Below are 23733 nucleotides of genomic sequence, written 5' to 3' on the forward strand. Positions count from 1 at the left end.
GGTCCCCACCCATATTGGGTTGTTTGTATACGCGCAGCTGCGGCTACAGAGCGTGGCGCGCCTCAAAGCGCGTGACGCATCTCGTTCTCGAGGTCAGAGTAGTGAACGGTCGCCGGCTTGTTGCGCCATTGGATGTTGTCCTCGACATCGATGATCAGACACCTATCCGTGCCGCCGAACGCGGGGCCTCGCAGGCCGCGTCCGATCATCTGCTCGTAGAGCACATGGCTGGTTGTCGGCCTTGCCACGACGACACAACGGATCGACGGGGCGTCGAACCCGGTGGTCAACACTCCGTAGTTGCATAGCACCGACAATTCGTTGCTGCGAAAGCGCTCGATGGTCGCCCGACGAGTCGCGGGCCGTGTCGTGCCGAGCACGCAGGCGGATGATCGTCCGCGCCGCCGCAATAGACTGGACACCGCCTGGGCGTGCTGCACGGAACAAGCGAATACGAGTACGGGCCAGGTGGGGTCGAGACCCAGCAGACGCTCGACCAATCGGCGGTTCCTTCGATGCTCTTCGCCGAGTTTGGTCAGAACCTCCGGATGAACGTCGTCGAAGTTCTCGAAATGATCGGCGTGTGATTTGTTGAGAGACAGGTCGATCGCGGGGGCGTGGTAGTCGAGGCTTTCGTCTTCGATCCTCGCCAGAACACCCCGACCTCTCAATGACTGGACTGGATCGGCGCCCAGACTGGGGACGTTGAGGATGTTGTTGTGAAAGCGACGACGAAGTCGGTTGGTCTCGTCTCGGTTCGCCCGGCGGGGCGTCGCGGTGAGGCCGATCAAGGCGGTCGATGCCCGCTTCTGCCGGAAGTTGAAGCCGAGGGCATTCAGCGTGCTGCCATAGCTCGGGGCAAGCGCGCGGTGCGCTTCGTCGATCACCACCGCACCCAGGTTTTCTCCGAGGACCTGAAGATCATCTGACTTCAGGCCGGCCCCGCGGTCCTGTGTCGCGGCGTAGAGCTTCTGAATGCTCGTGACAACCACCCCGCAGTCGGAAGGGACTGCATTCTTGTCTGACCAGAGGCGACCGATCGTCAATGTCTCGCGAAACGAAGAATCGCCATGTCCGAGGTCGAACCACACCTCTCGGAAAGCCTGTACCGCCTGTTCGCACAGTTCGTCGCTGTGGGCGATCCAGAGGATTCGCGGCCGATCATCGCGCATCTGGCGCCATTTCAAGAGAGCTTCGACCGCCGTCCTGGTTTTCCCGGCGCCGGTGGGTAGCGTCAAGATGGCCCGGTTGGCATCGTCGGGCCGTTCCAGAACCTCGATCAGCTTGTCGAACAGCTCCACCTGGAAGTCGGCGAGGGCAGGCAACTTGACGCAGGGCTCGACCTCGAGAGTGTCGGGCAACGAGGTGGTGCCTTTGGACCCTGCGAATGCGAGCGGCATCTTGATGGTCTTGACGAAGTACATCGCCCAAGACTTGCCCGGGTGCCACTTTCGTTGGGCGACAGCGTTGGCTTTGGAGCGGTCCCCGCCGCTGCCCTGAGTCGTCGAGGAGTAGTCGTGAAGTTTGGCCAGGATTCGTGGATGGCTATGGGTGGCGATCAGGCGACGCAGTTCACGGTCTGACAGGAGGTCCGGACCTGCGAGCTCGACGAGCAACTCGTAGACGCTGTCGTCGGGAAGGCGCAACGACTTGGGAGGAGCCTTCTCCTGTTCCGCTGCCGCGACGATCCATTCGATCGAACGTCCGCGACTGTCGGTGGAGAACCTCGACAACGCATCGCGCGCTTCGCGTGGTGTCACAGTGCGTTGCAGAAACCGGATCATCTTTGCGCGATCTCGATCGGTGAGTTCTCCCGAAGGAAGGGCTGCCGGCATTGCCACGTCCTCTGTACGCCTTGGTGTTCGTCAACACTGCCAATCTGATGTCCACCCACCCTCTCAGAGTTCTTGCGATCGCGAATCGCTTCGCGCGCAGCCGAAGCGAATGGGTGACCAGAGGGCCCGAAGTACTCGCTGTTCTTGCCGAGCGACTCCACCTTGTGCGGCAACCTGCGACGCCTTGTCGGTACCCTATGCGACCCTGATCGGCTCGTCACCCACGGGCACAGCACCCGAGAAAACAGAGCCGTGACCGATCACAGACGGAGTCGCACGCCCCGCGGTCGCCGCACCGAGGGCGTCGGCTACGATCCGCAGAAATTGACGCCGTTACAGATTGTTGGTGGGTTGTCTGGCGGCAACCCTGCTCGGGCCGCGGTGTTCGGGGACTGTTGGGGAGGTTGTCCGTCGTGCGCACGCCGGGTATCCCCGACCGCAATCTCTCCAAAGCTGGGGGTATGAACTGTGAATTCCGTTGAATGTCATCAGCTTGTGGGGCAGACCCTGACGACCCTGGCCGGTGGACTCGGGCCTTTCGTCGCCCATGTCCTCAACCGGGCGCTCCCGCCCGGTACCGACTGGGTTGACCTGCTCAAGGCCAAGGACGCGGCCAACGGTCGGCGCGGTGGCGAATATCGGGGCAGCGACGTGGCGCTGATGCTGCGGGCGATGACCGAGCGCCTCGGTGACCTCGGCTACCCCTTCAACAGGGCGATGCCCAGGCAGGCCGAGATCTATGCCAAGGAACTGCGGGAGGTCCGCAACAAGTGGGCACACACCGGCGAGTTCAGTGTGGCCGAGACCTACCGTGCCGTCGACTCCGCGGAACTTCTTCTGCGGGCGATCGGTGCCCCCGAGGTCGCAGCGCAGGTGCAGAAGCTGAAGGCGCCGGTAGCGCCCATCGCGGCACCAACCGCGCCGCCGCAGCCACCGCAGTCCGAGACTGCTCCGGCTCCAGACCCGGCACCGCAACCGCCTCCGCCCGCCGACGCGCCGCGCATCAAGGTCGCTGCCATCGGTGATCTCAGCTACGCCATGGCGCACTGCCGCATCCCGGTCATCGACCAGATCACCGTCGACAACACCGGCGGTGACCGCCAAGGCGCGGTGCTCGAGATCGACGTCGTCAGCGCCGAAGGCTCCCACGGCGGACCGGCTGAGATTCACGTCGACTTGCTGGCGCATCAACCGACTGTCCTGAGCACCGTCGATCTCAGGCTCGACCCGGCGTCGATGCTGCGGGTCGACGAGCAGCGTCCCGGTGACATCCGGGCGGTATTGCGCGACAGCGCCGGAGAGGTGCTCGCCGAGACCGCGAAGGAAGTCAACATCCTGGCGGCCAACCAGTGGAAGGCCACCCCGCCACAGCTCGCCCTCGAGGTTCTGGCCGCCCACGTCCAACCCAATGCCGCCGCGGTGGCCGCCCTGATGATCGACATTTCCGACCGGCTGGGTGCCGCCACCGGCAGCTCGTCGGTCGATGGGTACCAAAGTGAGAACCCCGAGCGTGTGGACGCGATTGCGCGAGCAGTCTTCGACGCAGTCAAGGCCCGTGACGTTCGCTACGCGGAGCCGCCCGCCAGCTGGGGTGACATCGGGCAGAAGGTCCGGACACCGGCGGAGGTCCTCGAAGGCCGACTCGGAACCTGCCTGGATACCACGCTGGTCCTGGCCGCCCTCCTTGAACAATGCGGAATCAACTCGACGATCTGGCTGCTCCGCGGGCACGCCTTCCTCGGCTACTGGCGCATCGACGGCGCTCTCGCCGCCGTTTCCACCACTGAAGCCGTCGAGGTGGTCAACCAGGTCGACCTCGGCAACATCGGACTCATCGAGACCACAATGGTGACTCAGTCCGTCCCCGAGGCCACCTTCGACGACGCCTGCCGGGCGGCACGCACGCGACACCTCATGGACCTGACCGACGTACTCGGGGTCACCGACATCCGGCAAGCCCGGCGGGCCCGGATCTACCCACTGCCGAGCCGCAGCACCGACGAGGCCGGCAATGTGGTGGTCTCCGAATACAAGCCCGCCGAGGGACCGGTCTTCGCGCCGTATGTTCCAGGGGAAACCAAGCCGGCCGAGCAGACCGAGACTGTTCCGCCCCGGGTCAAACAGTGGAAGAACGCACTGCTGGACCTCAGCCTGCGTAACAAACTCATCAACTACACCGACCGCGCCGGTTACCGACTAGAGGTTCCCGGCCCCGCGCTCAGTCGATTCGAAGACGCGGTCAACGCCGGAGCGGGCTTCACGCTGCTGGGCTCCGATGAAGTGCAGAACGTCGACATCGCGCGCGGGGTGCGCTTCGGCCGGGACCTGCCCGAGACCGAACGGGAGATCCTGCTCGCGGACAAGCGCAACGCCTACATCGACATCACCGCAGCGTCGTACAAGACGAAGCTGCGGTACCTGGCGAACAAGGCCAAGACCATCCGCGAGGAAACCGGCGCCAACAACCTCTATCTCGCCTTCGGCATGCTCACCTGGCAACTCAATGACCGCCCGCTGCGCTCGCCGCTGGTGCTGGTGCCGGTCACGCTGAGCACCACCAACCGCGGTGAGCGGTATGTGATCACCATGGATGACACCGGGGCATCCACCCCGAACTACTGCCTGGTCGAGAAGTTGCGTACTGCACTGGGTCTGGAGATTCCCGCGCTCGCCAAGCCGGATGAGGACGCTTCGGGTATCGACCTGAAGGGCACGTTCGACGCGGTGCGTCGCGCGGTCGCCGACGCCGGCCTGCCGTACCTGGTGGAAGACAGTGTGCATCTGTCGATCCTGCAGTTTGCGAAGTTCCCGCTGTGGAAGGATCTCGACGAGTCGTGGAAGGAGTTGTCCGGCAACAGTTTGGTTCGCCATCTGATCGAGAATCCACAGAAGCCGTTCACCGATCCCGTCGGCGAAACCGTCGAGGTTGATCTCGATGCATTGAGTACCACGGTTCCGGTGCCCGCCGATGCCTCCCAGTTGCGTGCCGTCGCCGACGCCGTCGCGGGCCGGACCTTTGTTCTCGAGGGTCCGCCGGGAACCGGCAAGTCGCAGACCATCACCAATCTGCTTGCGCACGCCATGGCCTCCGGTCGGCGGGTGTTGTTCGTCGCGGAGAAGCGTGCGGCACTGGACGTGGTCAAGAAGCGACTCGAGAGTGTCGGTCTGGGGGAGCTGTCGCTGGACATCCACGACAAATCCGCGCGTCCGGCCGCCGTACGCGCCCAGATCAAACACGCCCTCGAACTCCGACTCAGCCATGACGCCGATTTGCTGCGGACCAAACTCCAAGTGGCCGAGTCGAGCCGGCACAGCTTGGCCCGGTATGCCGATCGGCTCCATGAACGCAACGCGGTGGGGCATTCCCTGTACACCGCCCGATCTTCGGAGCTGGCCGCCGACCAGGACGTCGAGCCGCTGACGGTCCCGAGAAGCCTTGTGACCGCCACTGATCCCGTCGTCTTCGACAACGTGGCGCAGGCTCTTCGCACCCTGCCGGAAAAGTTCGATGATGCCCGCCCTCGGCCGGACCATCCGTGGGCCTTCATCGACGCCATTCCGTCATCGGGGTTGGACCCCGTCGGAATCCACGCTGCCGCCGTCGCATTCGATGCGGCCCTGGCCGGACTCGTCGACAACGGTGTGGCTTTGGATGCTGTGGGCAGATGCGACCGGCCAGAGGCCATCGACGAATGGGCACGGCTGACGAACGAGCCGCGCTACCCGCTGGCGGGCATCGATGCCGTCGCCACCAAGGAGTGGCAGACACACGTCGTCGGCATCGAACAACTCCTCGCGAGTCTGCAGACGCCACCCGCTTGGCTGGCCACTGCGACTCCCGCCGCGATGGATCTCGACATCCCGGCCATCCACGCCGAAGCGGTGGCGGCCGACGAGTCCGGATTCTTTGGCCGCAAGAAGCGCCGCCGCGCGGTGCTGGAGAAATTGACGACGGTGCTGGCGGTCGATCCCGCGGAGGTCAAGCTCAAGACCCTGTCGGCCGTGACGGCCGAGATGCAGGACACCCACGCCGTTGTCACCGATCTCCGACAGCGGGTGGCAGCGCTACCGGTGACGGTGTTCGACCGGCCGCGGAACCCGTTGATCGCCGAGGACGCCGGGCATCTCACGCAGAGCTTCGCGGCCCTGCGGCGCATCGGCGCGGTCTTGTCGCAGGCGCCGGCCGACCCGCGTGTTGCCGATCTGCGAAAGTTCTACAGCGAGACTCAGACCGGCGCCATGGCGGCCACCCTGAATGCTTTGTCAGCAGGGTGGCGGAACCTGATGTCTGCGTCGGGCGCATCGCCCGACCAGCTGCAGCGGTGGGCCGGTGGCCTTGGTTTCATCGGTCAGTGGTGGGCCACACGGGGAGCCCGCAACTTGGAGTCCGTGGCGACTCTCGAGCGTTGGATCGCGCTTCTGCACCACGTCGAGCCGTTGCTCGTCGCAGATATGCCGGACGCCAGGAAGTCGATCCTTGCGGGTGAGATCGTGGCCGAGGACGCCAGCCTGGCGTTCGACCGCGGCGTGGCGATCGCGTCGATCGCCGAGCGTCTCGACGCCAGCGGGCTGAGCGATTTCGACGTGGCGGCGCACGGCAAGGCGATCCAGCGGTTCACCACCAGCGCGACGGCCATTCGCGACGAGCTCTGCCGATCGATCCCCGCTCAACTGCTCGAAAGCCGCACCTTCGACGCTTTCGCCGAGAGCGGCCAGATCGGCTTGCTGAAAAGACAATTGGACCGCAAACGCGGCGGCATGAGTGTCCGGGGCCTGATGGACAACTTCGGCGATCTGATCACCCGGATCCTGCCGTGCACGCTGATGAGCCCCGATTCCGTTGCCCGCTTCTTCCCGGCGCACGCCAACGTGTTCGACATCGTGGTCTTCGACGAGGCGTCGCAGATTCGCGTCGCGGATGCGATCGGTGCGATGGGCCGCGCGAAATCGGTTGTGGTGGTCGGGGACAGCAAGCAGATGCCGCCGACCAGTTTCGCCGATGCGAGCGCTTCCGTCGATGATCTCGATGAGGACGTCAATCCCGAGGTGGTGGCCGATGAGGAGTCCATCCTCAGCGAATGTGTGCAGTCGCTGGTGCCGCAGCAGTGGCTGTCTTGGCACTACCGCAGCCAGGACGAGGCGCTGATCGCGTTCAGCAATCTGCACTACTACGGCGGACGGTTGGCATCGTTCCCCGCGCCGTTGGCGCCGGCCTCGGGACACGGTATCTCGCTTGTTCGGGTCGATGGACACTTCGAGCGGTCCGGCCGCGGGAAGACGTTACGCACCAACCGTGTCGAAGCGGAACGGATCGTGGCGGACATCCGTAGCCGGTTCGCCTCGTCACCGGATGTCGCCCCGTCGATCGGGGTGATCACCTTCAACGCGCAGCAGCGCGATCTCATCGAGAACATGTTGCGCGACGCCGGTGACGATCGGCTGCTGCAGGCGTTGGACGAGCCGGACGGGCTCTTTGTCAAGAACCTCGAGAACGTGCAGGGCGACGAGCGCGACACCATCCTGTTCTCGGTGGCCTTCAGCAAGAACGACAAGGGTGTCGTGCCGCTCAACTTCGGACCGTTGTCCCGACCGGGCGGTGAGCGGCGCCTGAACGTGGCGATCACCCGTGCGCGACGAGAGGTGGTGCTGTACGCCAGCTTCGAGCCCACCGAACTGCGGGCCGAGGAAACCACCCAGGTCGGCACCAAACATTTGCGTGCATACCTGGAAATGGCGCATCGGGGCGTGGACACCATCACTCAAGGCGGCCGGCGCACCGCGGTGATCGACCGGCATCGTGACGACATCGCTGCGGCGCTACGCCGGGAAGGGTTCGCCGTATCCGTGGATGTGGGTCTGTCCGACTTCCGCGTCGACCTGGTCATCGCCGACCCCGACCAGCCGGAAGAACCGCTGCTCGCCGTCCTGCTGGATGGCCCGGAGTGGTACGGACGCCGGACGGTGGCCGATCGTGACGGATTGCCGGTGGACGTGCTGTCGACGCTGCTGCATTGGCCTGGCGTGGAACGGGTTTGGCTGCCCGAGTGGCTGAGTCAGCGCGACGAGACGGTGACGCGCTTGCGGGAGGCGGTTGCCGCTGCGAAGCAGCGCAAGCTCGAGCCGAGGGTGACCGAGGTGGTGCCGCCCACGCCGTCGGTTGTTCCCGAGCAGGTCAAGGAAGAAACGCCGGCGTTCCGGTCTGCCGCCACAGCGCCGACACCCGCGGCGCCTCGGCGGCACGCCGACCTCACAAATTTCGAAACATGGACGCCGGTGGTGATCGGCAGCGTCAGCGTCCTCGACGACATCCACACCAGCTACAACCGGTCTCATGTGGTCAAAATCGTGGAATCGATCGTCGAAACCGAGGGCCCGGTGCAGCGTGACCGGCTGGCGAAGCTGGTGGCCGGCGCCTTCGGTCTCGGGCGGGTCAACTCGGCTCGTTCGAAGGCGATTCAACGGGTGGTACCCGCGGAGTATGCGCGCACGGACGATCGGGAGTTCTACTGGCCCCGCGGTCTTGAACCGGGCACGTGGCGGACGGTCCGGACCTCGAAGCGCGGGGAGGGGCGCCCCCTGGCCGAGGTGAGCCTGGTCGAGATCGGCAATGCGATGCGCATAGTGGCTGAGCAGAGCGGCGGTAGCGCAGTTGATGACCTGAAACGTGACGCGCTGGCGTTGTTCGGCGGCGTCCGGATCACCAAGGACATCGGGGCGCGACTGGACGCGGCCTTGGAACGTGCGCTGGCGGCGGGCGTGCTCAAGCAACTCCCCTCGGGAGTCGTGGTGGTTGGCTCGCCATGAGCGCAGCCGAATTCGATGACGACCTGTTCGAGCGGGTGTCCGACGTGGCGGGTCCTGGGACTGCGATCTTGACGTTGTCGACGAAGAACCTCAACCGCATCACCGAGGTGCGTCGCGATGGCGTGCTGGTCGAAACCGAGCGATCGATGAGTCTTGGGACCGGGCCGCAGCTGGTGCCGGCTTGGATGATTGCCGCCGCGTGGGAGCGCCTGTGCGACAAGGGGGAACTGAGTCAGCAGGAGCTGCTCAACGAGCTGAACGTGAAGCGATCCGCGTTCGTGTGTGCGTTGGTGGCGAAGTTTCCTGAGGTTCGCATTCGATCGACGAGGCCCACGGTTCTCGAGTTGGAGGATCCGGCCGAATGAGGAACTGCGCTGGTTTGTTTGAGCACGACTGGATGGTGAGCCCGAGGACGTGAAAAGTCGCTGCCCGAGGCATGAGGTCGCCGACGAGCGGCAACACACTGCCGGGCCCCTGGAACAGGTAGACAGCGGAAGCACCCGCACTGAACAACAGTAGTCGTAATCGCGGAGGATCGCTGTTCTCGGCTCGATGGTGATACCCCCAGAAGCCGTAGGGTGACGACTTGGACTTCGCGTGTTATGCCAGCGGCGTCACGTGGACCACGCCCAATTCGTAGGTGACACTTAGACTGTTAGTCTCTACGCGGCTGCTTCCAGCTTGGATTGTGCAGACTCCCATATTTGTGATCGAACCACTTGACACCCACTGTGCAAATTAACCTTGGTAGGAGAAACATGGGCGGCAAACAGCGCCTCGACAGGAAGGCTCTAATCTTCAGCGAAGTCGAAGAGCTGAGACGGAGGGGATACAACCAGAGTGAGATTGCCGAGATGCACGGGGTGTCGAGGCAAGCCGTTTCATGGCAGAAGAAAACCTATGGGGGACACCTGACGCCGCGACAGGAGATTCAAGCGGCGTGGCCCTGGATTACCACGGCCGTACATGGCAAATCGAAGCCCTATCAACGCCTCCGAGATCACGGGGAGTTCGTGATCACCAAGGGGAAGGGCATGAGCGACGATAAGAAGTCACGGCTACTGGCGTGGTGGAAGATGCTGCGGGATGCGGACGTTGTTGTGGAATTCGATCCGGATATCCCGCCAGCGCGGGGGATGGCGGGCGGCGGTTTCCGGTACGTTCCTCGGAAGGCCGAGGACGGTGATCTCCTGATCAGGATGAACGAGCACGTCACTAATTGGACGCCAGAGGGAAAGCGAATCTGGAGTTGGCCATCGGACAGCGCCATTTAGTTATCATCTCTTCTTCCGAGTCGTTCCAGTCAGTGGATGTTCGGATGGCCGTTGCACAATTAGGGCGTAAACCACTAAGAGTTGATCCCGTCCGGGCGGGAAAAACGGTTCGCAATCCACCATCTGGTGGCGCCGTAGTGGTGATGAGGGGTGCCTGGTTCGAGGCGTCTGCAGTGAAGAACGAAGGTCCTATGCAGTAATTGACACATCAAACTCTCCCAACCGCCGCAACGCCTCCCGAAACGCGGCATTCGGATTCGCATCGGGCAGCACAGCGAGCACATCCTGCAACGCCTCGTTCACGCTGACCCCGCGCAGCCGCGCCCCGTACAGCGCTGCGACGGTCGGGGTGCGGCTGTAGGCCTCGGCGCAATGCACCAGCACCGTCCGGCCCTGCGCCCGAAGAGCTTCGATCGCGCGCACGGTGTCGAGCAGGACGAAGTCCAAATGCGGGTTCTCGTCGGGATCGGTCCTGTCGATGAGGCGCACCTCGACGTGCGGCCTGCCCGCGGGAACGTCGGAATCGGCCACCCGACACAGCGACACCACCGCGTCCACCTCGGCCGGCAACTGAGACAGCACACCGACACCGCCGAGCAGAACCTGCGGATCGTAGGGGTGGGGAGCCAGCGTGCCGACCCGTGAGCCCGGATAGGTCGGCTCGGGGACGGCACGTCCCTTGCGGTGGATCGTCGTCGCCAGCTTCACCAACCCCCGCCCGGTGATGCCCGGCCAACCGTGCAGCAGGTACCGCCACTCCAACGGCACGGCTGAGGCGCCGTACGCGGCGCCGAGCAGACCACCGGCGATCGCGGCGACCGTGTCGGTGTCATTGCCGGCCCGGACCGCCGCGTCGAGACCGCACCGCAGATGCTCCGCGCGGTGGGTTCCGGGCGCCGTCGTGGTCGTCGCGATGGCCGACCACGCGGCCTGCAGCGCGGCGACCACCCAGCCGTTGTTGGCGAAATCCGACGGCCGGGAGGCTTCGGCCTCTGCGATCCGCTCGGACCAAACATCGCGACGGGCAACGTCGATGTGGCGCAGTCCGATCCGCACATCCAGCTCGGCGGTCAACACCGCATGCCGGATCGCGCATGACCACAACACCGTCGCATCGGCGGCGTCGGGGTCGAAGTGGGTGAGCTCGCTGATCGCGCGCGCGGCCGCGACCAAGGCGTCCTCGTCGTCGAGATAGGCCAGGGCGATCGGCGCGGTCCGCATCAACGAGCCGTTGCCGGCGGTGCGGCCCGTCTGCTCATGCAACGTCACCGCCGCGGTACGTGCACTGGCCGCGGTGACCTCCCCACCGCGCGCGGCGGCACGGAACACCGACCTGGTCTGGATACCGACATCCTTCGCGTCCAAAGACCACTCCCGCCAACGAGTCACGATCGCATCCTGCGCCACCGCGTCGCGCAGATCGGCGCCCGTCGCGGCGACTTCTGCGATGGCGACGGCCATGGCGGTGTCGTCGGTCCACTCACCGGGCGCCCACGGTCCGCCCCCGACCATCTCCACCGGCAACTCGGGGCCCCGCGGCGGCTGAAACTCGTACGGTGCGCCCAGCGCATCGCCGGCCGCCGTGCCCAGCAGGACACCCTCGATTCGGTCATGCAGTGCTGACATCGCAACCCCCCGTTCTAGATTTGTGCGCTTCTGCGCAAGTTCCTGTTTGACTGACGCCGCCCTCGCGGGTGGGCCCGCGGGCGGCTCAGCACCCCCCGGCTGTCACGAAGTGCTCGGGCGTGATCCGGTTCTCGCCCGACCAGCGGTAGGCGGTGAGTGCACCACCGGCGACGGCGCTGAAGTCCACGCAGGCGGTGTGGTCCGTCCAGTCGTGCTGCCGCCGGGGCGGGCCCTGCCGCCAGTAGTGGCCGTAGAACACCGGGATGTCGTCGGTATAGACGAACGACTGGCTCTCGGCCGGGACGTCCAGGTGCGGTAACTCGGGATAGGGATCGCCGTTGTCGGTGGTGTAATGGCTTGCGATCACCGCGATCTCGCGCAACGTGCGGGCGTTGCTGTTCCACCACTGCACGCGAGCATGACTGCGCGGCGTGCCTTTGCCGTCGAGGTGGGCCGGCTGGCCGTGGTCACTCAGGCTGATCTCTGGCCCCTTGAGGAGCGTCTCGATGGCAGCATGCAGAGGGTCGCCCTCGGAGTTGGCCGCCACCAGGTGATCCAGCTTGTCGAACGGGGTGACGGTCCCGCACCGCCGCTGGACCACCGCGATTGATTCCGCGTGCCAGCAGGCGTGCACCACGCGCAGGTCGCCCAGGTCAAGCCACAGCGGAAGCGTCGCGAACCACTCCAGGTACCGCTGCCGGTCCGCGCCGGTGACCTGCTCGAGGAACGCCCAGTGCTGCCTGGTGTTCTTCCCGAATCGGGCATCGTTCGGATCGCCGTGTGCCCGCAGGTATTGGCCGCTGCCCGGCGGCCATTCGGTGTGATAGGCAAGGGCGTTGAACTCGTGGTTGCCCATCACAGCCAGTGCGCTCCCCGCATCGGCCATGGCCTTGACCACCTCGAGCACCCGAAGCTGCTCGGCACCCGTGTCGATCAGATCGCCGACGAAGATCACCCGGCGACTCGGATGGCGGTATTCGCCGGTGCCGTCGACCATTCGGTAGCCGAGTTCGGCGAGAAGTTCTTCGAGCTGGGTGGCGCATCCGTGGACGTCGCCGATGATGTCGTAGCCTTCGACCGCCCCAGAAGCCATCCCGGGCCCGCCTCGTAATTGATCGTTCATTGTGTATTCCTCCCCACCGGAACCGTCAGAGCAAGACGGGCTGTCGCGCGTCGGCGAATCTCCTGGCCAGCGCGAGTGGCATGTAAGGGCTTCCGTGCTTCCTCCGGTAACGGGCCAGCAACTCGGCGTCCGTAATCGCATTCACCCTGGAGCTCTTCGCCATCGCGGCTCGGCGCCCGTCTCAGGCAACACCGGCGGGGGCCGGCCGCCGGCTCGGCGGGACGCAGGGCCGCACTTGTTCTGGAGTGGCGACATGAATGGTGCCGAGCGACACTATGTGCAGCACCCGGAACCGGCGCTTCCACTCGGCCCGGCCGCCGAACGTCAATGCCAGCGGCAGGTCTGTCGCGTCGTGATGCCACAGGGTGAGGCTGAGATCGTCACCTTCGATATCGAAGTACCCGTCGTCGTGGACGGCAACGACCTTCACTGCGATGAAGGGCACGTCGGGATCGCACGCCTTCTTGGCCTGTATCCAGTGCATGCGGTGTCCCGGAGCAATGGAGCCGCAGAACTTCGTCTGAACCATCGAGATACCCCCGTATCCGTGCCCCTGCTACGAGAGGCGCTCTTGCCCGCACCGGTCGGCGCGGGCCGCGTCGTCATCCGAGCCACCCACGAGCGTGGGGTTGGCGTGCCGCCGAGTCGGAGCTTGGCGACGGCATCTCATGACGCACCCCGACTATAACCGGGGCCACCGACAGGCTGCGTCGAAAGCGCTGACGAGACTCGAATCATTCTCTTCAGCAACGGAATCCCCAGTCCCCGGGCGGCAACGGCCCGTTGGCGTCGCGCCCCCGGCAGACTCAGTCCTCCGCCAGCTCCGAGCGCTGCTCGTCACTGAACCCCGGCATCGCCGCGAGCGAATCCTCGAGCTTGGCGGTGCGATACGCGCGGACATTGCCGGACACCGCCATCATCGCCTCGCGGGACTTGCCCCGCGCGTAGGTGACCGCCTGCTCGGCGCGCACGCCGAGGTCCTTGCCCACCTCCACCGCATCCTGATCGGCACCCATGTAGAGGAACTGCCAGCCGAACTCGTTGGTCTGCTGTTCGACCAGGGCCTTGATGTCGGGGCGGCGCCATTCGCGGCTCGAGTTCTCCATGCCGTCGGTCATGATCGCCACGATCACCGTGCCCGGCTTGTCGTCCTCATCGAGAGCATCGATTTCGGCGGCGGTGTCGGTGATCAGCTTGCCCATCGAATCCAGCAGCGCGGTGCTGTTGCGCGGGTTGAGGACCAGAGGGGGCACTTCGGCCAGCGGCTTGGCGCGGTAGACGACCTCGTACTCGTTGTCGAACTGGGCCAGGGTCACCAGGCAGTCGCCGTCGCCGGCGCGCTGCTCGGTCAGGAACGCATCGAAGCCGCCGACGACGTCGGACTTGATCGACTGCATCGAACCGGACCGATCGAGCAGGAAGGCGATGAGGGTGAGGTTCGGGTTCGACATGGCGGCCTTCTTTCTGATTTGTCTAGCGAGGCTTGGTGTTTCGACGCGGTTTGAACCGCATTGGCTCGGGAGCGGGCGCTGGTGGCAGGGGAGTGCGGGCGTGCTTGTCGTTGCGGGCGCGGCGGACGTCCTCGGCGGTGATCCGGTCACCGGAGGTCACGTAGGGGCTCAGTCTGGGCGTGCTGGCCAGACGCGGGCCGACCGCGTTCTCGCTCAGGCCGGCGCTCTTGCCGGCGGCCGCGATCGACATCTCGTCGTCGACGACGGCACGGGCCAGTTGCTCGTCGAGCAGCTGACTGACCTCCTCGAGGATCGACCGGAGGTGTCGCAGCGCATCGTCTGCGGATTCGGCGGTCTCGGCTCGGGTGAGGTCGGCGCGTATTTGTTCGTACCGATTGGACATGGGCCACCATACCGCACAATGTGCGGATTCCGCAATAACTGCGGATCGATCTGCGGGTTGCCATGGGCCTCACGCCCCCATCCACCACGGCGCAAAGCTGATATCCAACCGCTCCCGGCGCCGATACCCTGACCACGTCGGCACCCCCGCGGGCTGGCCCAGGTAGATCCCGCGGGCGGCCGCGACCACCCGCGAACGCTGCGTGGGCCACTGCAATGCCGTCGCCAGCTCCTCGAGCACGCCGACGTCGCGGTCCAGCACTCGATCCACGAGGCCCATGGCCGGCAACGCGCCGCTCTTGTCCCCGTTGCAGCGCGCACACGCCAACACCAGATTGGCCAAGCCATCGATGCCGACCATGGACCACGGCAGGACATGGTCGACGGGATTGTTGGCGGGCAGGTGCGTCCGGCAGTAAAAGCAGTGCGGTCCAAAGGCTTCCTTGAGCGGTCCGCGGACTACCGCCAAGGCGGTGCGCTCGCGGCCGAACAGATGCCCGGCGACGTCGGGTACCTCGGCGTCGAGGAACTTGTTCATGCGGCGCACGTCGTCGACCCACATGATCTCCAGCGCCGGTTTCAGCAGGCCGGCCAGCCGGGCCAAGCCGTGGGCGACGCCGGGTTTGAGTTGGACGGCATTGCCGTGCGCGCGCAGGGTCGCGAGGCTCACCTTGTCGTGCAGGAAGGCGTCGTCGTAGAGGAACGCGTCGCTGGTCGACGCGCCGGGCAGCTTCTGCAGCCGGTGCAGCGGTTGCTGGGCCAGGCACAGCGTGATGGCGTCGATGGCGCGCTGGTAGTCCTGCGGGGCCCGCAGGCGCGCGATGTCCACCGACAGGCCCCGCCTGCGCGAATCCGCGGCCTGCTGCAGTGTGCGCGTGGCATTGAGGATGCGCGCCGTGGACACCGTCGATTGGCGCAACTCGTGGCCGTCGAACGGGCGCACCTGTTGCCAATAGATGCCCAGCACCCGGTGCGCCAGCTCGGGGATGGGTACGTCGAGGACGGCGGCAGGGTCGGCCGGTAGGTTCTCGACGCAGTGCTCCAGCAGCGCCATCAACGTCGCCAGTTTGTAGGTGGCGGTGCGCAATCCGGTTTCCAGGATGGCCACCACGCGCTGGCCCAGCAGCAGGGGATCGGCCGGTTCAGTCACGGCGCCCCACCGCTGTCGTCCACGTGCGGTACACATCCATCAACGCATTATGGCGAGGGGGACTGACAGTGATGGCCAAACTTGTGCGAGACCGAATTCCCGACATCATTCGCGCGTCGGGCCGCGAACCCGTCACGCGCCGCCTTTCCGATGCGGACTACCGCGCCGCGCTCGATGCCAAACTCGGCGAGGAGGTCGCCGAGCTGCGCGACGCCGGCGGTGCGGACGCGGTCCTCGAGGAGGCCGCCGATGTCCTGGAGGTCCTCGCCGCCCTGGTCGCGCTGCACGGCCGGACGGTCGAGGACATCGTGGCCACCGCCGCGCGCAAACGCTCGGAACGCGGTGGTTTCGCGCAGCGCGTGTGGCTGGAGAACGATGTTTCGCCACCGACGCGACGACCCGGGCCGGCGTAAGCAGTGCCCCGTACCCTGACCCCGTGACCACCCAGGACCGCCTCCGCTGGGACGCGCGCTACGAGAACCAGGGCGCCCCACCGGAAGCGGTCGCCCTGCCCGAACCCTTCGCCGCCCACGAACACGAATTCCCCGCCACCGGCCAGGCGCTCGAACTGGCCTGCGGCGCGGGCGTATTCAGCGTCTGGCTGGCGCGTCGCGGACTGCACGTGTGGGGCGTCGACGTCTCACCGGTCGCCATCGCCCACGCCCGAGACCTCGCCGCCCGCAACGGTGTTGGCGAGATCTGCCGCTTCGACGTCGTCGACCTCGACGGCGGCCTGCCCGCCGGACCGCCCGTCGACGTCTTCGTCTGCCACCGTTTCCGGGATCCGCGACTGGACCGAGCGATCATCGAGCGGCTGGCGCCCGGCGCGCTGCTGGCCGTCAGCGCCCTCAGCGAGGTCGGCGCCCAGCCGGGACGATTCCGGGCCAAGCCCGGTGAATTGACCGCCGCGTTCGCCCAACTCGAGACGATCGCCTCCGGCGAGGGCGACGGCGAAGCCTGGCTGCTGGCTCGCAAGTAATCCTCAGCCCGCCGCCCACTGCTTGGCCTGCTCCAGCTGATCGTGCCCGAAGATCTTGAACTCACCGGGCACCATCCACCCGAGCACGTGCAGGGTGTGCAAGATCCACTCCGTGTCGGTGACCACCGCCATCCGCTTGAACGCGGAGTGGTGTTTGAACAGCACGCCGAAGCCCATCTTGATGTCCTCGGCCAGCCCGCCGCGCCCGAAGCCCTCGTAGTCCGGGTCGATGACCTCGACGAACCGGACCTCGTCGGTCTCCAACAGCTGGCGCATCTTCGGTTCGAAGGCGCGCAGATCGTCGCCGGTCACCCTGCCGGTGACGCGAATCCCGGCCACGCCCTCCGGCATATCGGTCAGCATCTCGATCACGGTTTCACCCCCTGAAAGTGCCCGAGATCCACGCTACTCGCGTCCGCGAAAGCCTGCGGAAACCCGCGTCGCCCCAGATACCCGCGCCGACCACTGCCGCGGGTACGACATTATGGAACCCATGAGCCGAACACGGGTGAACCGGTCGATCTACGCCGTCGGTGCCGTCCTGGCCCTCGTCGGTGCCCTATTGCTGGGCACCCCCGCCGCCGGCCTCGCCCACGCGGGCCCGGCCGGACCAGCCGGCACTGCGATCTCCATCGGCGATCCCGCCGCTCCCGGCCAGGTCGACCTCTACCTGGACCCGCTGTGCCTCTACAGCGGGAAGATGATCCAGGCCCAGGGCGAGGAGATCGGCCGACGCATCGAGGCCGGCACCCTGCACGTCAACGTGCGGTTCGTCGACTTCCTCGACAAGGATTCGGCCAGCGGCAGCTACGACTACCGGGCCATCTACGCCGCCTACGTGGTCGCCGGCCAGTCGGCGTCCAGTGCCGTCACCTGGAACTTCATCCGGGAGATCTTCGCCGCCGAGAACCAGCCGCGACGCCACGGACCCACCGACCTGTCCAACGATCAACTGGCCGGTCTCGCCGACCGGGCCGGGGCACCGCACCTGGCCGGGGAGCTCATCAAGTTCGGCTTCCCGATCGGCCTGGACCCGCGCGCCATCGCCGCCTACAACATCACCCTGCTGCGCGACCTGCCCGAATCCGGCGTCCCGCGCGTCGTGGTCGACGGCCAGGCCGTGGATGGAAACTCCGACTGGCTGGCCCGACTCCCGAGCTGAACCGCCGCACCTGTAACCGCCTACAGCGGTCCGACATACCCCTGATCGCGGGCCCAGCCGACCACCACCGGCTTGGCGTCCAGGCACAGGTGATTCACCGCCGACATCAGCACGATCGCCGACTCGGCCGGCGCGAACCCGGTATTGGCGAGCTTGCCGAGCACCAGCGGGGGCGAAACCCCGTGGCGCAGTTCGTGACACAGCTCCTTGCCGATGTCGATCATGTCGAACATGTCGGCGTACCAGACCCCGGCGTTGTCGAGCTCGGCGATGAAGTCGTACTGATCGGCGTTGGCCGGCCCGGCCATCGCCACTGAACCGGCCAACGCGACTGACGCCGCCAATGCCGATGCGATTCCCCCACGCATGATTCCCCCTCGGATAGCGCTGTGCGCGCGACGTTAGACGACGGCACCGACAGAACCCGGGTCGCGCTCCAGCTCTGGTGCCCGGTTTGCCCGCCTCGCAGCGACAAGTCGGGCTGCAGGGGTGCTCGGGCCGAGAGACTCGCGATCCGCCGCTGGTGCCCGGTTTGCCCGCCTCACAGCGACAAGCCGGGCCGCAGGGACGCTCGGGCCGAAAGACTCGCGATCCGCCCGCAGCCAAGGGGCGACGCGGTGTCGCTCGGAGGCGGGCAAACGAGAGGGGGAGTGGAGACCCGGCAGCGACAACCCAGCGCAACCCAGAGAAACCGACAAAACCGCCCCGATCTCGCCTCGACCAGCGGTTAGACGCGCGTCGATACTTCTTGACGGATGTCTGAATCCTGTCTAGAGTCGGCCGCACCAGTGGTTCAACTCACAGCACGCCTCGACGCCGACCGACCTCACGGGCGGCGTCGTTGATGAAAGGACTCCCGTGACCACGACTGCACCGCGGCCCCGCACCGCGATCATCGGCGCCGGCATCAGCGGACTGACCGCCGGCAAGATGCTGTCCGACTACGGCATTGCCTACGACTGCTTCGAGTCCTCGGACCGCATCGGCGGCAACTGGGCCTTCGGCAACCCCAACGGGCACTCCAGCGCCTACCGCTCGCTGCACATCGACACGTCCAAGGAGCGCCTGTCGTTCAAGGACTTCCCGATGCCCAAGGAGTTCCCGGACTTCCCGCACCACACCCAGATCAAGGACTACCTCGAGCGCTACGCCGAGGCGTTCAACCTCAAGCGAAACATCCACTTCCGCAACGGCGTCGAGCACGCGCGGCGCAATCCCGACGGCGGCTGGACGCTACGCACCCAGGACGGCCAGGACCGCGAGTACGACTTCCTGGTCGTCGCCAACGGACACCACTGGGACCCGCGGTACCCGGACTTCCCCGGCACCTTCACCGGCGAGAGCATCCACTCCCACCAGTACATCGACCCCAGCACCCCACTGAACCTGACCGGCAAGCGCGTGCTGGTGGTCGGCATCGGCAACAGCGCCGCCGACATCATCAGCGAGCTGTCCCAGAAGACCTTCCAGAACACGGTGTACATGTCGACGCGCTCGGGGGCGTGGATAGTCCCGAAGTACATGTTCGGCATGCCCACCGACCGGCTGGCCCGCACCCTGCCGCAGATCCCCGCCAAATTCCAGCGCCTGCTGCTGCGCAAGGTGCCCACACTGATCTCCGGCCCGCCGGAGCGCTACGGGCTGCCGCGGCCTGACCACAACTTCCTCGAGGCCCACCCCACCCAGTCCAGCGAACTGCTGCTGCGCCTGGGCTCCGGGGACGTCAAGGTCAAACCCAACATCGAGCGCCTCGACGGGCAGACGGTGCATTTCGTCGACGGCACGCAGCAGGACTTCGACGCCATCGTCTACGCCACCGGCTACAACATCAGCTTCCCGTTCTTCGACGAGGACTTCATCAGCGCGCCGGACAACAAGATTCGCCTGTTCAAGCGCATCCTCAAGCCTGGCATGGACGACATTGCGTTCATCGGCTTCGCCCAGGCCGTGCCGACGCTGTTCCCGTTCGTCGAGTGCCAGTCCCGGTTCCTGTCCGCCTATCTGGCCGGCACCTACCGGCCGCCGAGCACCCAAGAGATGGAACGCATCATCGACGCCGACGACAAGGCGAACATGGGTCACTTCGCGGACCGCCCGCGCCACACCCAGCAGCTCGACTACTACCGCTACGTCTACGACATCGAGAAAAAGGAAATGCCCGCCGGCACCCGCCGCGCCGCCAAACTCGGACCGCTCAACCTCGTCGGAAAGGTGCCCGCATGACCACCCTGAGCCCCGTCGACTCCGACACCGCCGATCAGCACCGCGACGACCTCAGCTTCCAGGTCGACGGCGAGACCGTCCGCGCCTGGCACTACCCGGGCCGCGGCGAGCGGTTCGCGGGTCCCGACGGCCGCCCCGTGGTGGTCATGGCCCACGGCCTGGGCGCCACCAAGGACAGCGCGCTGCCCGGGTTCGCCGAACGGCTCAGCGCGGCCGGCCTGGACGTCGTGCTGTTCGACTACCGCAACTTCGGCGACAGCGATGGCGCTGTGCGCCAGGTGATTTCGATTCGCGGCCAGCTCGCCGACTACCGCGGCGCGATCCAGGCCGCCCGCGCGCTGCCGGGCGTGGACCCGGCCAAGGTCATCGTGTGGGGAGTGTCGTTCTCCGGCGGGCACGTGTTCAATGTCGCCGCCGACGATCCCCGCGTCGCCGGGGTGATCGCGATGACCCCGGCGCCGGACGGCATGGCCGCGGCGGTGCAGCTGCTGCGTAACCAGGGCCCGCTGCACCTGGCGCGCAGCATGGCCGTCGGGCTGCGCGACGTGGCCCGCGCCGCCCGCCGCCGCCCGCCCGTGCTGGCCCCGATCGTCGGCGAGCCCGGCTCCATCGCGGCGCTCACCGCACCGGGCGCGCTGGACAAGCACCTGCAGATGGTCGGGCCCACGTGGCGAAATGAGTTGGCGGCCCGCATCTTCCTGCAGGTCGGCAACTATCGGCCGATCCGCAGGGCGAAGCAGGTGCGGGTGCCGATGCTCATGCAGGTCGCCGACTACGACCGCAGCGCGCCGCCTGCAGCCGCGATGAACGCGGGCGTGCGGGCCCGCGCCGAGATCCGGCACTACCCCTGCGATCACTTCGACGTCTACCCGGGCGAGGCATGGTTCGAGTCGGTGGTCACCCACCAGATCGAATTTCTGACACGCCATTTCGGCAACCCGGACGCCGAGGACGCCTGACGTGTGAGCCCGGCCGGTAAACTCGCCGGCCGGGACGCACGTGCAAGGGGGATGACATGACCGCCGACCCGCAGACGCCGCAACTGGCCGACCGCCGCGGGCCCTACCGCGGCGAGACCCGGCGCGCCGAGATCCTGGCCGGGCTGGCGGACCTGCTGCAGCAACGCCGGTTCGACGAGATCAGCGTCGCCGACATCAGCGCCGCGGCCGGGGTGAAGCGCAACACCTTCTACTTCTACTTCGCCAACAAGTCGGTGGCCGTGGCGGCGCTGCTGTCGGACCTGTTCGCCGAAATGATCGCCGGCGCAGAACCATTCATCACCCACGTCGGTGAACCCCGCGAGAACGTCCAGGGCGGCATCGACAACGTGGTCGCCTCCTGGCAGCGCAACACCAACCTCTACATGGCGATCCTGGACGCCCGGCATTCCGACCCGGCCGTGCAGCAGTTCTGGGACGACTGGCTGGCCCAATTCGTCGGCCCCATCGCCGAGGCCATCACCGTCGAACGCGAGGCCGGCCGCGCCCGCCCGGGTCCCGACGCCACCACGCTGACCGTGACCCTGATCGGCACCAACGTCAGCCTGCTCGACCGCATCGGGCGCAGCGGCTTCACCCCCGAACTGGCCGCCGCCGCGCGGGAGGCTCTGTTCCACATCTGGTACCACGCGATCTACGGCTGAGCCATCTGCGGCTGACCGACCTACGGCCATCCACCGCGGCCGACCACGGCGTCGGCGCCCGCTCCGAGACCCTCGGCTTGTCGCTCGCTGTCGCTGGGAGCCGGGCAAATGGAAGACCCAAGGGCCTCCGGTATGGGAGTGAACCGCTCTTGTCGGTACCCCGTGCCATCCTGTGCATCACGGGGGCGTGGTGATGGCCACGTCGGAGGAGGGGAACCGAAATGACTGATTTCCAAGGGCAATCGACGCCGGCCCCGGGCTGGCATCCGGACCCGGGTGGCCAGCCTGGGCAGCGCTACCACGACGGTCAGCGCTGGACCCAGCACTTCGTGCCGACACCGCCACCCGCATCGGTCCCAGCGCCGGCGGTGGCGGTCGCGGTCTCGACCGGCGGCGGCACCAATCACGCGTTGCATGCGGTCCTGGCGGTGCTGTCCTGTGGGCTTTGGCTTCCGATCTGGATTCTGTGTGCCGTTTTCAGCACCGGGTCGCGGTCGGCGGTGGCCGTCGGCGGAGGCAACGCGATCGCGCACACCGCCAACCGTCGACCGCTGCTGGTGGCCGCGGCCGTCGTGGCCGGGTTGGTGCTGCTGGGCACCGCCGCCGAGAATCCGTGGCTGTTCGTAGTGTTGGCGATCCTCGGGATCGCCGGCGGCTACGGATTCTGGGTCCTCAGGTCGGCGCAGCAGCGCGAGGAAGCGCAGCGCCGGGAGCAATTCCAACGCGACATGCTCGCCGAGCGCGCCGACTACGAGGACCGGCTCTACCAGCAGGGGGATCCGCGGGGAGTGCACGGCCGCTACCTGCCGCCGGACCACCTGGAGGGGTAGATACCGGGTGACTCAGCGCGATTTTGCATCATTGCATCATGATGCAGTGATGCTAAGATGTGGCATGCGCACGACCATCGATCTCCCCGAGGACCTTCACCAGCAGGCGCAGGCCATTGCGCGGGACACCCGTCGCACCCTGAGTGAAACAGTGGCCGACCTCGTCAGGCGCGGGTTGAGTGCCGGCGGTCCCACGACCGGGTTCTCAACGGATACCCGGACCGGTTTGCCGGTGGTTGGTGTCGGTCGGGTCGTGACCTCCGAGGATGTGCGGTCCTTGGAGGACGAGGAGTGACGCTGTTGCTCGACTCCAACATGCTGATCGCGTTGGTGGTCGCCGAGCACGTGCATCACGACGTCGCAGCGGAATGGCTCTCAGCGTCCGACACGACGTTCGCGACGTGTCCGATCACGCAGGGCAGCCTGGTCCGCTTCCTGCTGCGGTCGGGGAAGGCGGCTGCTGTGGCGCGTGATGTGGTCAGGGCAGTGCAAGAAGCAGACCGACACGAGTTCTGGCACGACAGTGTGTCATTTGTCGATGTGCCGGTCGACGGCGTGATCGGCCACCGGCAAGTGACCGATGCCTACCTGGCTGAACTTGCCCGCCGCCGCCACGGTCAGTTGGCGACGCTTGACAGCGGATTGGCCCATTTGCACACGGACGTGGCGGTGCTGGTTCGGCCGTAGCGTCAGAGCGCGACCGCACGGCGAAAACTACCGCGGCCGGTCCACCGCGTAGGTGCCCGCGTCATCCTGGAACACCGCGAGCACGCTCTGTGTCTTGTCGTCGACGACGACCTCGCACCGGAACTCCGCCCCCGCGGACACCACCGGGTCATCGCCGTCGTTGCAGCGGATCTCGGAGAGCCCGGTCACGCCGTAGCCGTCGACCGGGTCGACGAGGACGGCGGTGACGTCGTCTTCGACCTTGCCGACCTTGAGCACGTTGTCCCGCACCGGATTCAGCGTCGACATCCCGACGCCCAGCGCGGCGCCGCCGAGCACGACGACGGCCACCCCCACCCCGATCCACAGCTTGGAACCGCTACGGGCGGGCTTCGCCGGTGCCGGCGACGCGGCGGGTTCGCGCGGGAGCGCGCCCATCCCCGGCGGGGTGGGCGCCGTGCGCACAGGCGGCGTGGCGCGGCGAGGCGGCGGGGGCGGGGGCGGGGGCGGGCCTAGTGGGGCCGGAGGGGGCGGCAACGGCGCCGCCGGCCGCTGGTTTGCGTTGC

At 66.6% G+C, this 23733-nt stretch carries 22 protein-coding genes and 1 riboswitch; of the genes, 12 read left to right on the top strand and 10 right to left on the bottom strand.

Features of this window, described 5'->3' with window-relative positions:
* Window positions 1-62: 62 nt before the first annotated feature.
* Window positions 63-1835, bottom strand: a complete 1773-nt coding sequence (locus tag R2K23_RS08920; RefSeq protein WP_316516107.1) for a DEAD/DEAH box helicase — start codon at window positions 1833-1835, stop codon at window positions 63-65.
* Between the two features lie 468 nt (window positions 1836-2303).
* Between R2K23_RS08920 and R2K23_RS08925 the strand changes: the two genes are divergently transcribed.
* From R2K23_RS08925 to R2K23_RS08935, 3 genes are all read left to right on the top strand, one after another.
* Window positions 2304-8639: a DUF3320 domain-containing protein gene (locus tag R2K23_RS08925; protein WP_396893307.1), complete on the top strand. Its 6336-nt coding sequence runs from the start codon at window positions 2304-2306 to the stop codon at window positions 8637-8639.
* Window positions 8636-9004 carry a hypothetical protein gene (locus R2K23_RS08930; RefSeq protein ID WP_316516109.1) on the top strand — a complete coding sequence of 123 codons (369 nt, stop codon included), beginning with the start codon at window positions 8636-8638 and terminating at the stop codon, window positions 9002-9004. Before R2K23_RS08925 ends, R2K23_RS08930 begins: the two co-directional genes overlap by 4 nt.
* Window positions 9005-9397: 393 nt before the next feature.
* Window positions 9398-9913, top strand: a complete 516-nt coding sequence (locus R2K23_RS08935) for a Repressor-like immunity protein (protein WP_316516110.1) — start codon at window positions 9398-9400, stop codon at window positions 9911-9913.
* A 189-nt stretch (window positions 9914-10102) separates the two neighbouring features.
* Here the strand turns inward: R2K23_RS08935 and R2K23_RS08940 are convergent, their stop codons facing one another.
* From R2K23_RS08940 to R2K23_RS08965, 6 genes are all read right to left on the bottom strand, one after another.
* Window positions 10103-11539, bottom strand: a complete 1437-nt coding sequence (locus R2K23_RS08940) for an ADP-ribosylglycohydrolase family protein (RefSeq protein ID WP_316516111.1) — start codon at window positions 11537-11539, stop codon at window positions 10103-10105.
* Between the two features lie 85 nt (window positions 11540-11624).
* The gene (locus R2K23_RS08945; RefSeq protein ID WP_316516112.1) at window positions 11625-12632 is read right to left on the bottom strand and encodes a metallophosphoesterase; all 1008 of its coding nucleotides are present in this window, start codon (window positions 12630-12632) and stop codon (window positions 11625-11627) included.
* A 211-nt stretch (window positions 12633-12843) separates the two neighbouring features.
* On the bottom strand, window positions 12844-13191 hold the full coding sequence (locus tag R2K23_RS08950) for a hypothetical protein (protein WP_316516113.1): 348 nt from the start codon (window positions 13189-13191) through the stop codon (window positions 12844-12846).
* Between the two features lie 33 nt (window positions 13192-13224).
* Window positions 13225-13336: riboswitch (SAM riboswitch) on the bottom strand.
* 132 nt (window positions 13337-13468) lie between these two features.
* Window positions 13469-14113, bottom strand: coding sequence for a VWA domain-containing protein (locus R2K23_RS08955; protein WP_316516114.1), 645 nt, complete (start codon window positions 14111-14113; stop codon window positions 13469-13471).
* Window positions 14114-14135: 22 nt separating this feature from the next.
* A complete protein-coding gene (locus R2K23_RS08960) occupies window positions 14136-14516 on the bottom strand; it encodes a hypothetical protein (RefSeq protein ID WP_316516115.1) in 381 nt (126 codons plus the stop codon).
* 69 nt (window positions 14517-14585) lie between these two features.
* Window positions 14586-15665: an HNH endonuclease gene (locus tag R2K23_RS08965; protein ID WP_316516116.1), complete on the bottom strand. Its 1080-nt coding sequence runs from the start codon at window positions 15663-15665 to the stop codon at window positions 14586-14588.
* Window positions 15666-15736: 71 nt separating this feature from the next.
* Here R2K23_RS08965 and R2K23_RS08970 point away from each other — a divergent pair, with 71 nt between their 5' ends.
* Entirely contained in the window at window positions 15737-16078 is a 342-nt protein-coding gene (locus R2K23_RS08970; protein ID WP_316516117.1) for a nucleoside triphosphate pyrophosphohydrolase, read from the top strand.
* 23 nt (window positions 16079-16101) lie between these two features.
* The gene (locus R2K23_RS08975) at window positions 16102-16644 is read left to right on the top strand and encodes a class I SAM-dependent methyltransferase (RefSeq protein WP_316516118.1); all 543 of its coding nucleotides are present in this window, start codon (window positions 16102-16104) and stop codon (window positions 16642-16644) included.
* A 3-nt stretch (window positions 16645-16647) separates the two neighbouring features.
* Here R2K23_RS08975 and R2K23_RS08980 read toward each other — a convergent pair whose 3' ends face one another.
* Window positions 16648-17016, bottom strand: coding sequence for a SpoIIAA family protein (locus R2K23_RS08980; protein ID WP_316516119.1), 369 nt, complete (start codon window positions 17014-17016; stop codon window positions 16648-16650).
* A gap of 121 nt (window positions 17017-17137) precedes the next feature.
* Between R2K23_RS08980 and R2K23_RS08985 the strand changes: the two genes are divergently transcribed.
* Window positions 17138-17806 carry a thioredoxin domain-containing protein gene (locus R2K23_RS08985; protein WP_316516120.1) on the top strand — a complete coding sequence of 223 codons (669 nt, stop codon included), beginning with the start codon at window positions 17138-17140 and terminating at the stop codon, window positions 17804-17806.
* A gap of 20 nt (window positions 17807-17826) precedes the next feature.
* On the opposite strand, the gene R2K23_RS08990 is transcribed toward R2K23_RS08985, so the two are convergent.
* Entirely contained in the window at window positions 17827-18174 is a 348-nt protein-coding gene (locus R2K23_RS08990; protein WP_316516121.1) for a DUF732 domain-containing protein, read from the bottom strand.
* Window positions 18175-18664: 490 nt separating this feature from the next.
* Here R2K23_RS08990 and R2K23_RS08995 point away from each other — a divergent pair, with 490 nt between their 5' ends.
* The 6 genes from R2K23_RS08995 (at window position 18665) to R2K23_RS09020 (ending at window position 23188) form a co-directional block, all read left to right on the top strand.
* Window positions 18665-20029 (top strand): flavin-containing monooxygenase, encoded by a 1365-nt coding sequence (locus tag R2K23_RS08995; protein ID WP_316516122.1) that lies wholly within the window; start codon window positions 18665-18667, stop codon window positions 20027-20029.
* A complete protein-coding gene (locus tag R2K23_RS09000) occupies window positions 20026-20988 on the top strand; it encodes an alpha/beta hydrolase (RefSeq protein WP_316516123.1) in 963 nt (320 codons plus the stop codon). Before R2K23_RS08995 ends, R2K23_RS09000 begins: the two co-directional genes overlap by 4 nt.
* Window positions 20989-21044: 56 nt before the next feature.
* Window positions 21045-21671, top strand: a complete 627-nt coding sequence (locus tag R2K23_RS09005) for a TetR/AcrR family transcriptional regulator (protein ID WP_316516124.1) — start codon at window positions 21045-21047, stop codon at window positions 21669-21671.
* Between the two features lie 221 nt (window positions 21672-21892).
* On the top strand, window positions 21893-22501 hold the full coding sequence (locus R2K23_RS09010) for a DUF2510 domain-containing protein (RefSeq protein WP_316516125.1): 609 nt from the start codon (window positions 21893-21895) through the stop codon (window positions 22499-22501).
* Window positions 22502-22565: 64 nt separating this feature from the next.
* The gene (locus R2K23_RS09015) at window positions 22566-22796 is read left to right on the top strand and encodes an antitoxin (RefSeq protein WP_316516126.1); all 231 of its coding nucleotides are present in this window, start codon (window positions 22566-22568) and stop codon (window positions 22794-22796) included.
* Window positions 22793-23188: a TA system VapC family ribonuclease toxin gene (locus tag R2K23_RS09020; RefSeq protein ID WP_316516127.1), complete on the top strand. Its 396-nt coding sequence runs from the start codon at window positions 22793-22795 to the stop codon at window positions 23186-23188. The genes R2K23_RS09015 and R2K23_RS09020 overlap by 4 nt, the downstream gene beginning before the upstream one ends.
* A 27-nt stretch (window positions 23189-23215) precedes the next feature.
* Here R2K23_RS09020 and R2K23_RS09025 read toward each other — a convergent pair whose 3' ends face one another.
* The gene (locus tag R2K23_RS09025) at window positions 23216-23605 is read right to left on the bottom strand and encodes a DUF4333 domain-containing protein (protein WP_316516128.1); all 390 of its coding nucleotides are present in this window, start codon (window positions 23603-23605) and stop codon (window positions 23216-23218) included.
* Window positions 23606-23733: the final 128 nt, after the last annotated feature.

This window comes from Mycolicibacterium sp. MU0050, assembly GCF_963378085.1.
In the GTDB taxonomy this organism is placed as follows: domain Bacteria; phylum Actinomycetota; class Actinomycetes; order Mycobacteriales; family Mycobacteriaceae; genus Mycobacterium; species Mycobacterium wendilense.

Coding starts and splice junctions, on each gene's coding strand:
- R2K23_RS09010 (WP_316516125.1), top strand. CDS start 21,893: ATGACTGATTTCCAAGGGCAATCGACGCCGGCCCCGGGCTGGCATCCG.
- R2K23_RS08955 (WP_316516114.1), bottom strand. CDS start 14,113: ATGTCGAACCCGAACCTCACCCTCATCGCCTTCCTGCTCGATCGGTCC.
- R2K23_RS08935 (WP_316516110.1), top strand. CDS start 9,398: ATGGGCGGCAAACAGCGCCTCGACAGGAAGGCTCTAATCTTCAGCGAA.
- R2K23_RS08930 (WP_316516109.1), top strand. CDS start 8,636: ATGAGCGCAGCCGAATTCGATGACGACCTGTTCGAGCGGGTGTCCGAC.
- R2K23_RS09015 (WP_316516126.1), top strand. CDS start 22,566: ATGCGCACGACCATCGATCTCCCCGAGGACCTTCACCAGCAGGCGCAG.
- R2K23_RS08960 (WP_316516115.1), bottom strand. CDS start 14,516: ATGTCCAATCGGTACGAACAAATACGCGCCGACCTCACCCGAGCCGAG.
- R2K23_RS08945 (WP_316516112.1), bottom strand. CDS start 12,632: ATGGCTTCTGGGGCGGTCGAAGGCTACGACATCATCGGCGACGTCCAC.
- R2K23_RS08950 (WP_316516113.1), bottom strand. CDS start 13,191: ATGGTTCAGACGAAGTTCTGCGGCTCCATTGCTCCGGGACACCGCATG.
- R2K23_RS08990 (WP_316516121.1), bottom strand. CDS start 18,174: ATGCGTGGGGGAATCGCATCGGCATTGGCGGCGTCAGTCGCGTTGGCC.
- R2K23_RS09000 (WP_316516123.1), top strand. CDS start 20,026: ATGACCACCCTGAGCCCCGTCGACTCCGACACCGCCGATCAGCACCGC.
- R2K23_RS09025 (WP_316516128.1), bottom strand. CDS start 23,605: ATGGGCGCGCTCCCGCGCGAACCCGCCGCGTCGCCGGCACCGGCGAAG.
- R2K23_RS09005 (WP_316516124.1), top strand. CDS start 21,045: ATGACCGCCGACCCGCAGACGCCGCAACTGGCCGACCGCCGCGGGCCC.
- R2K23_RS08920 (WP_316516107.1), bottom strand. CDS start 1,835: ATGCCGGCAGCCCTTCCTTCGGGAGAACTCACCGATCGAGATCGCGCA.
- R2K23_RS08940 (WP_316516111.1), bottom strand. CDS start 11,539: ATGTCAGCACTGCATGACCGAATCGAGGGTGTCCTGCTGGGCACGGCG.
- R2K23_RS08985 (WP_316516120.1), top strand. CDS start 17,138: ATGAGCCGAACACGGGTGAACCGGTCGATCTACGCCGTCGGTGCCGTC.
- R2K23_RS08970 (WP_316516117.1), top strand. CDS start 15,737: ATGGCCAAACTTGTGCGAGACCGAATTCCCGACATCATTCGCGCGTCG.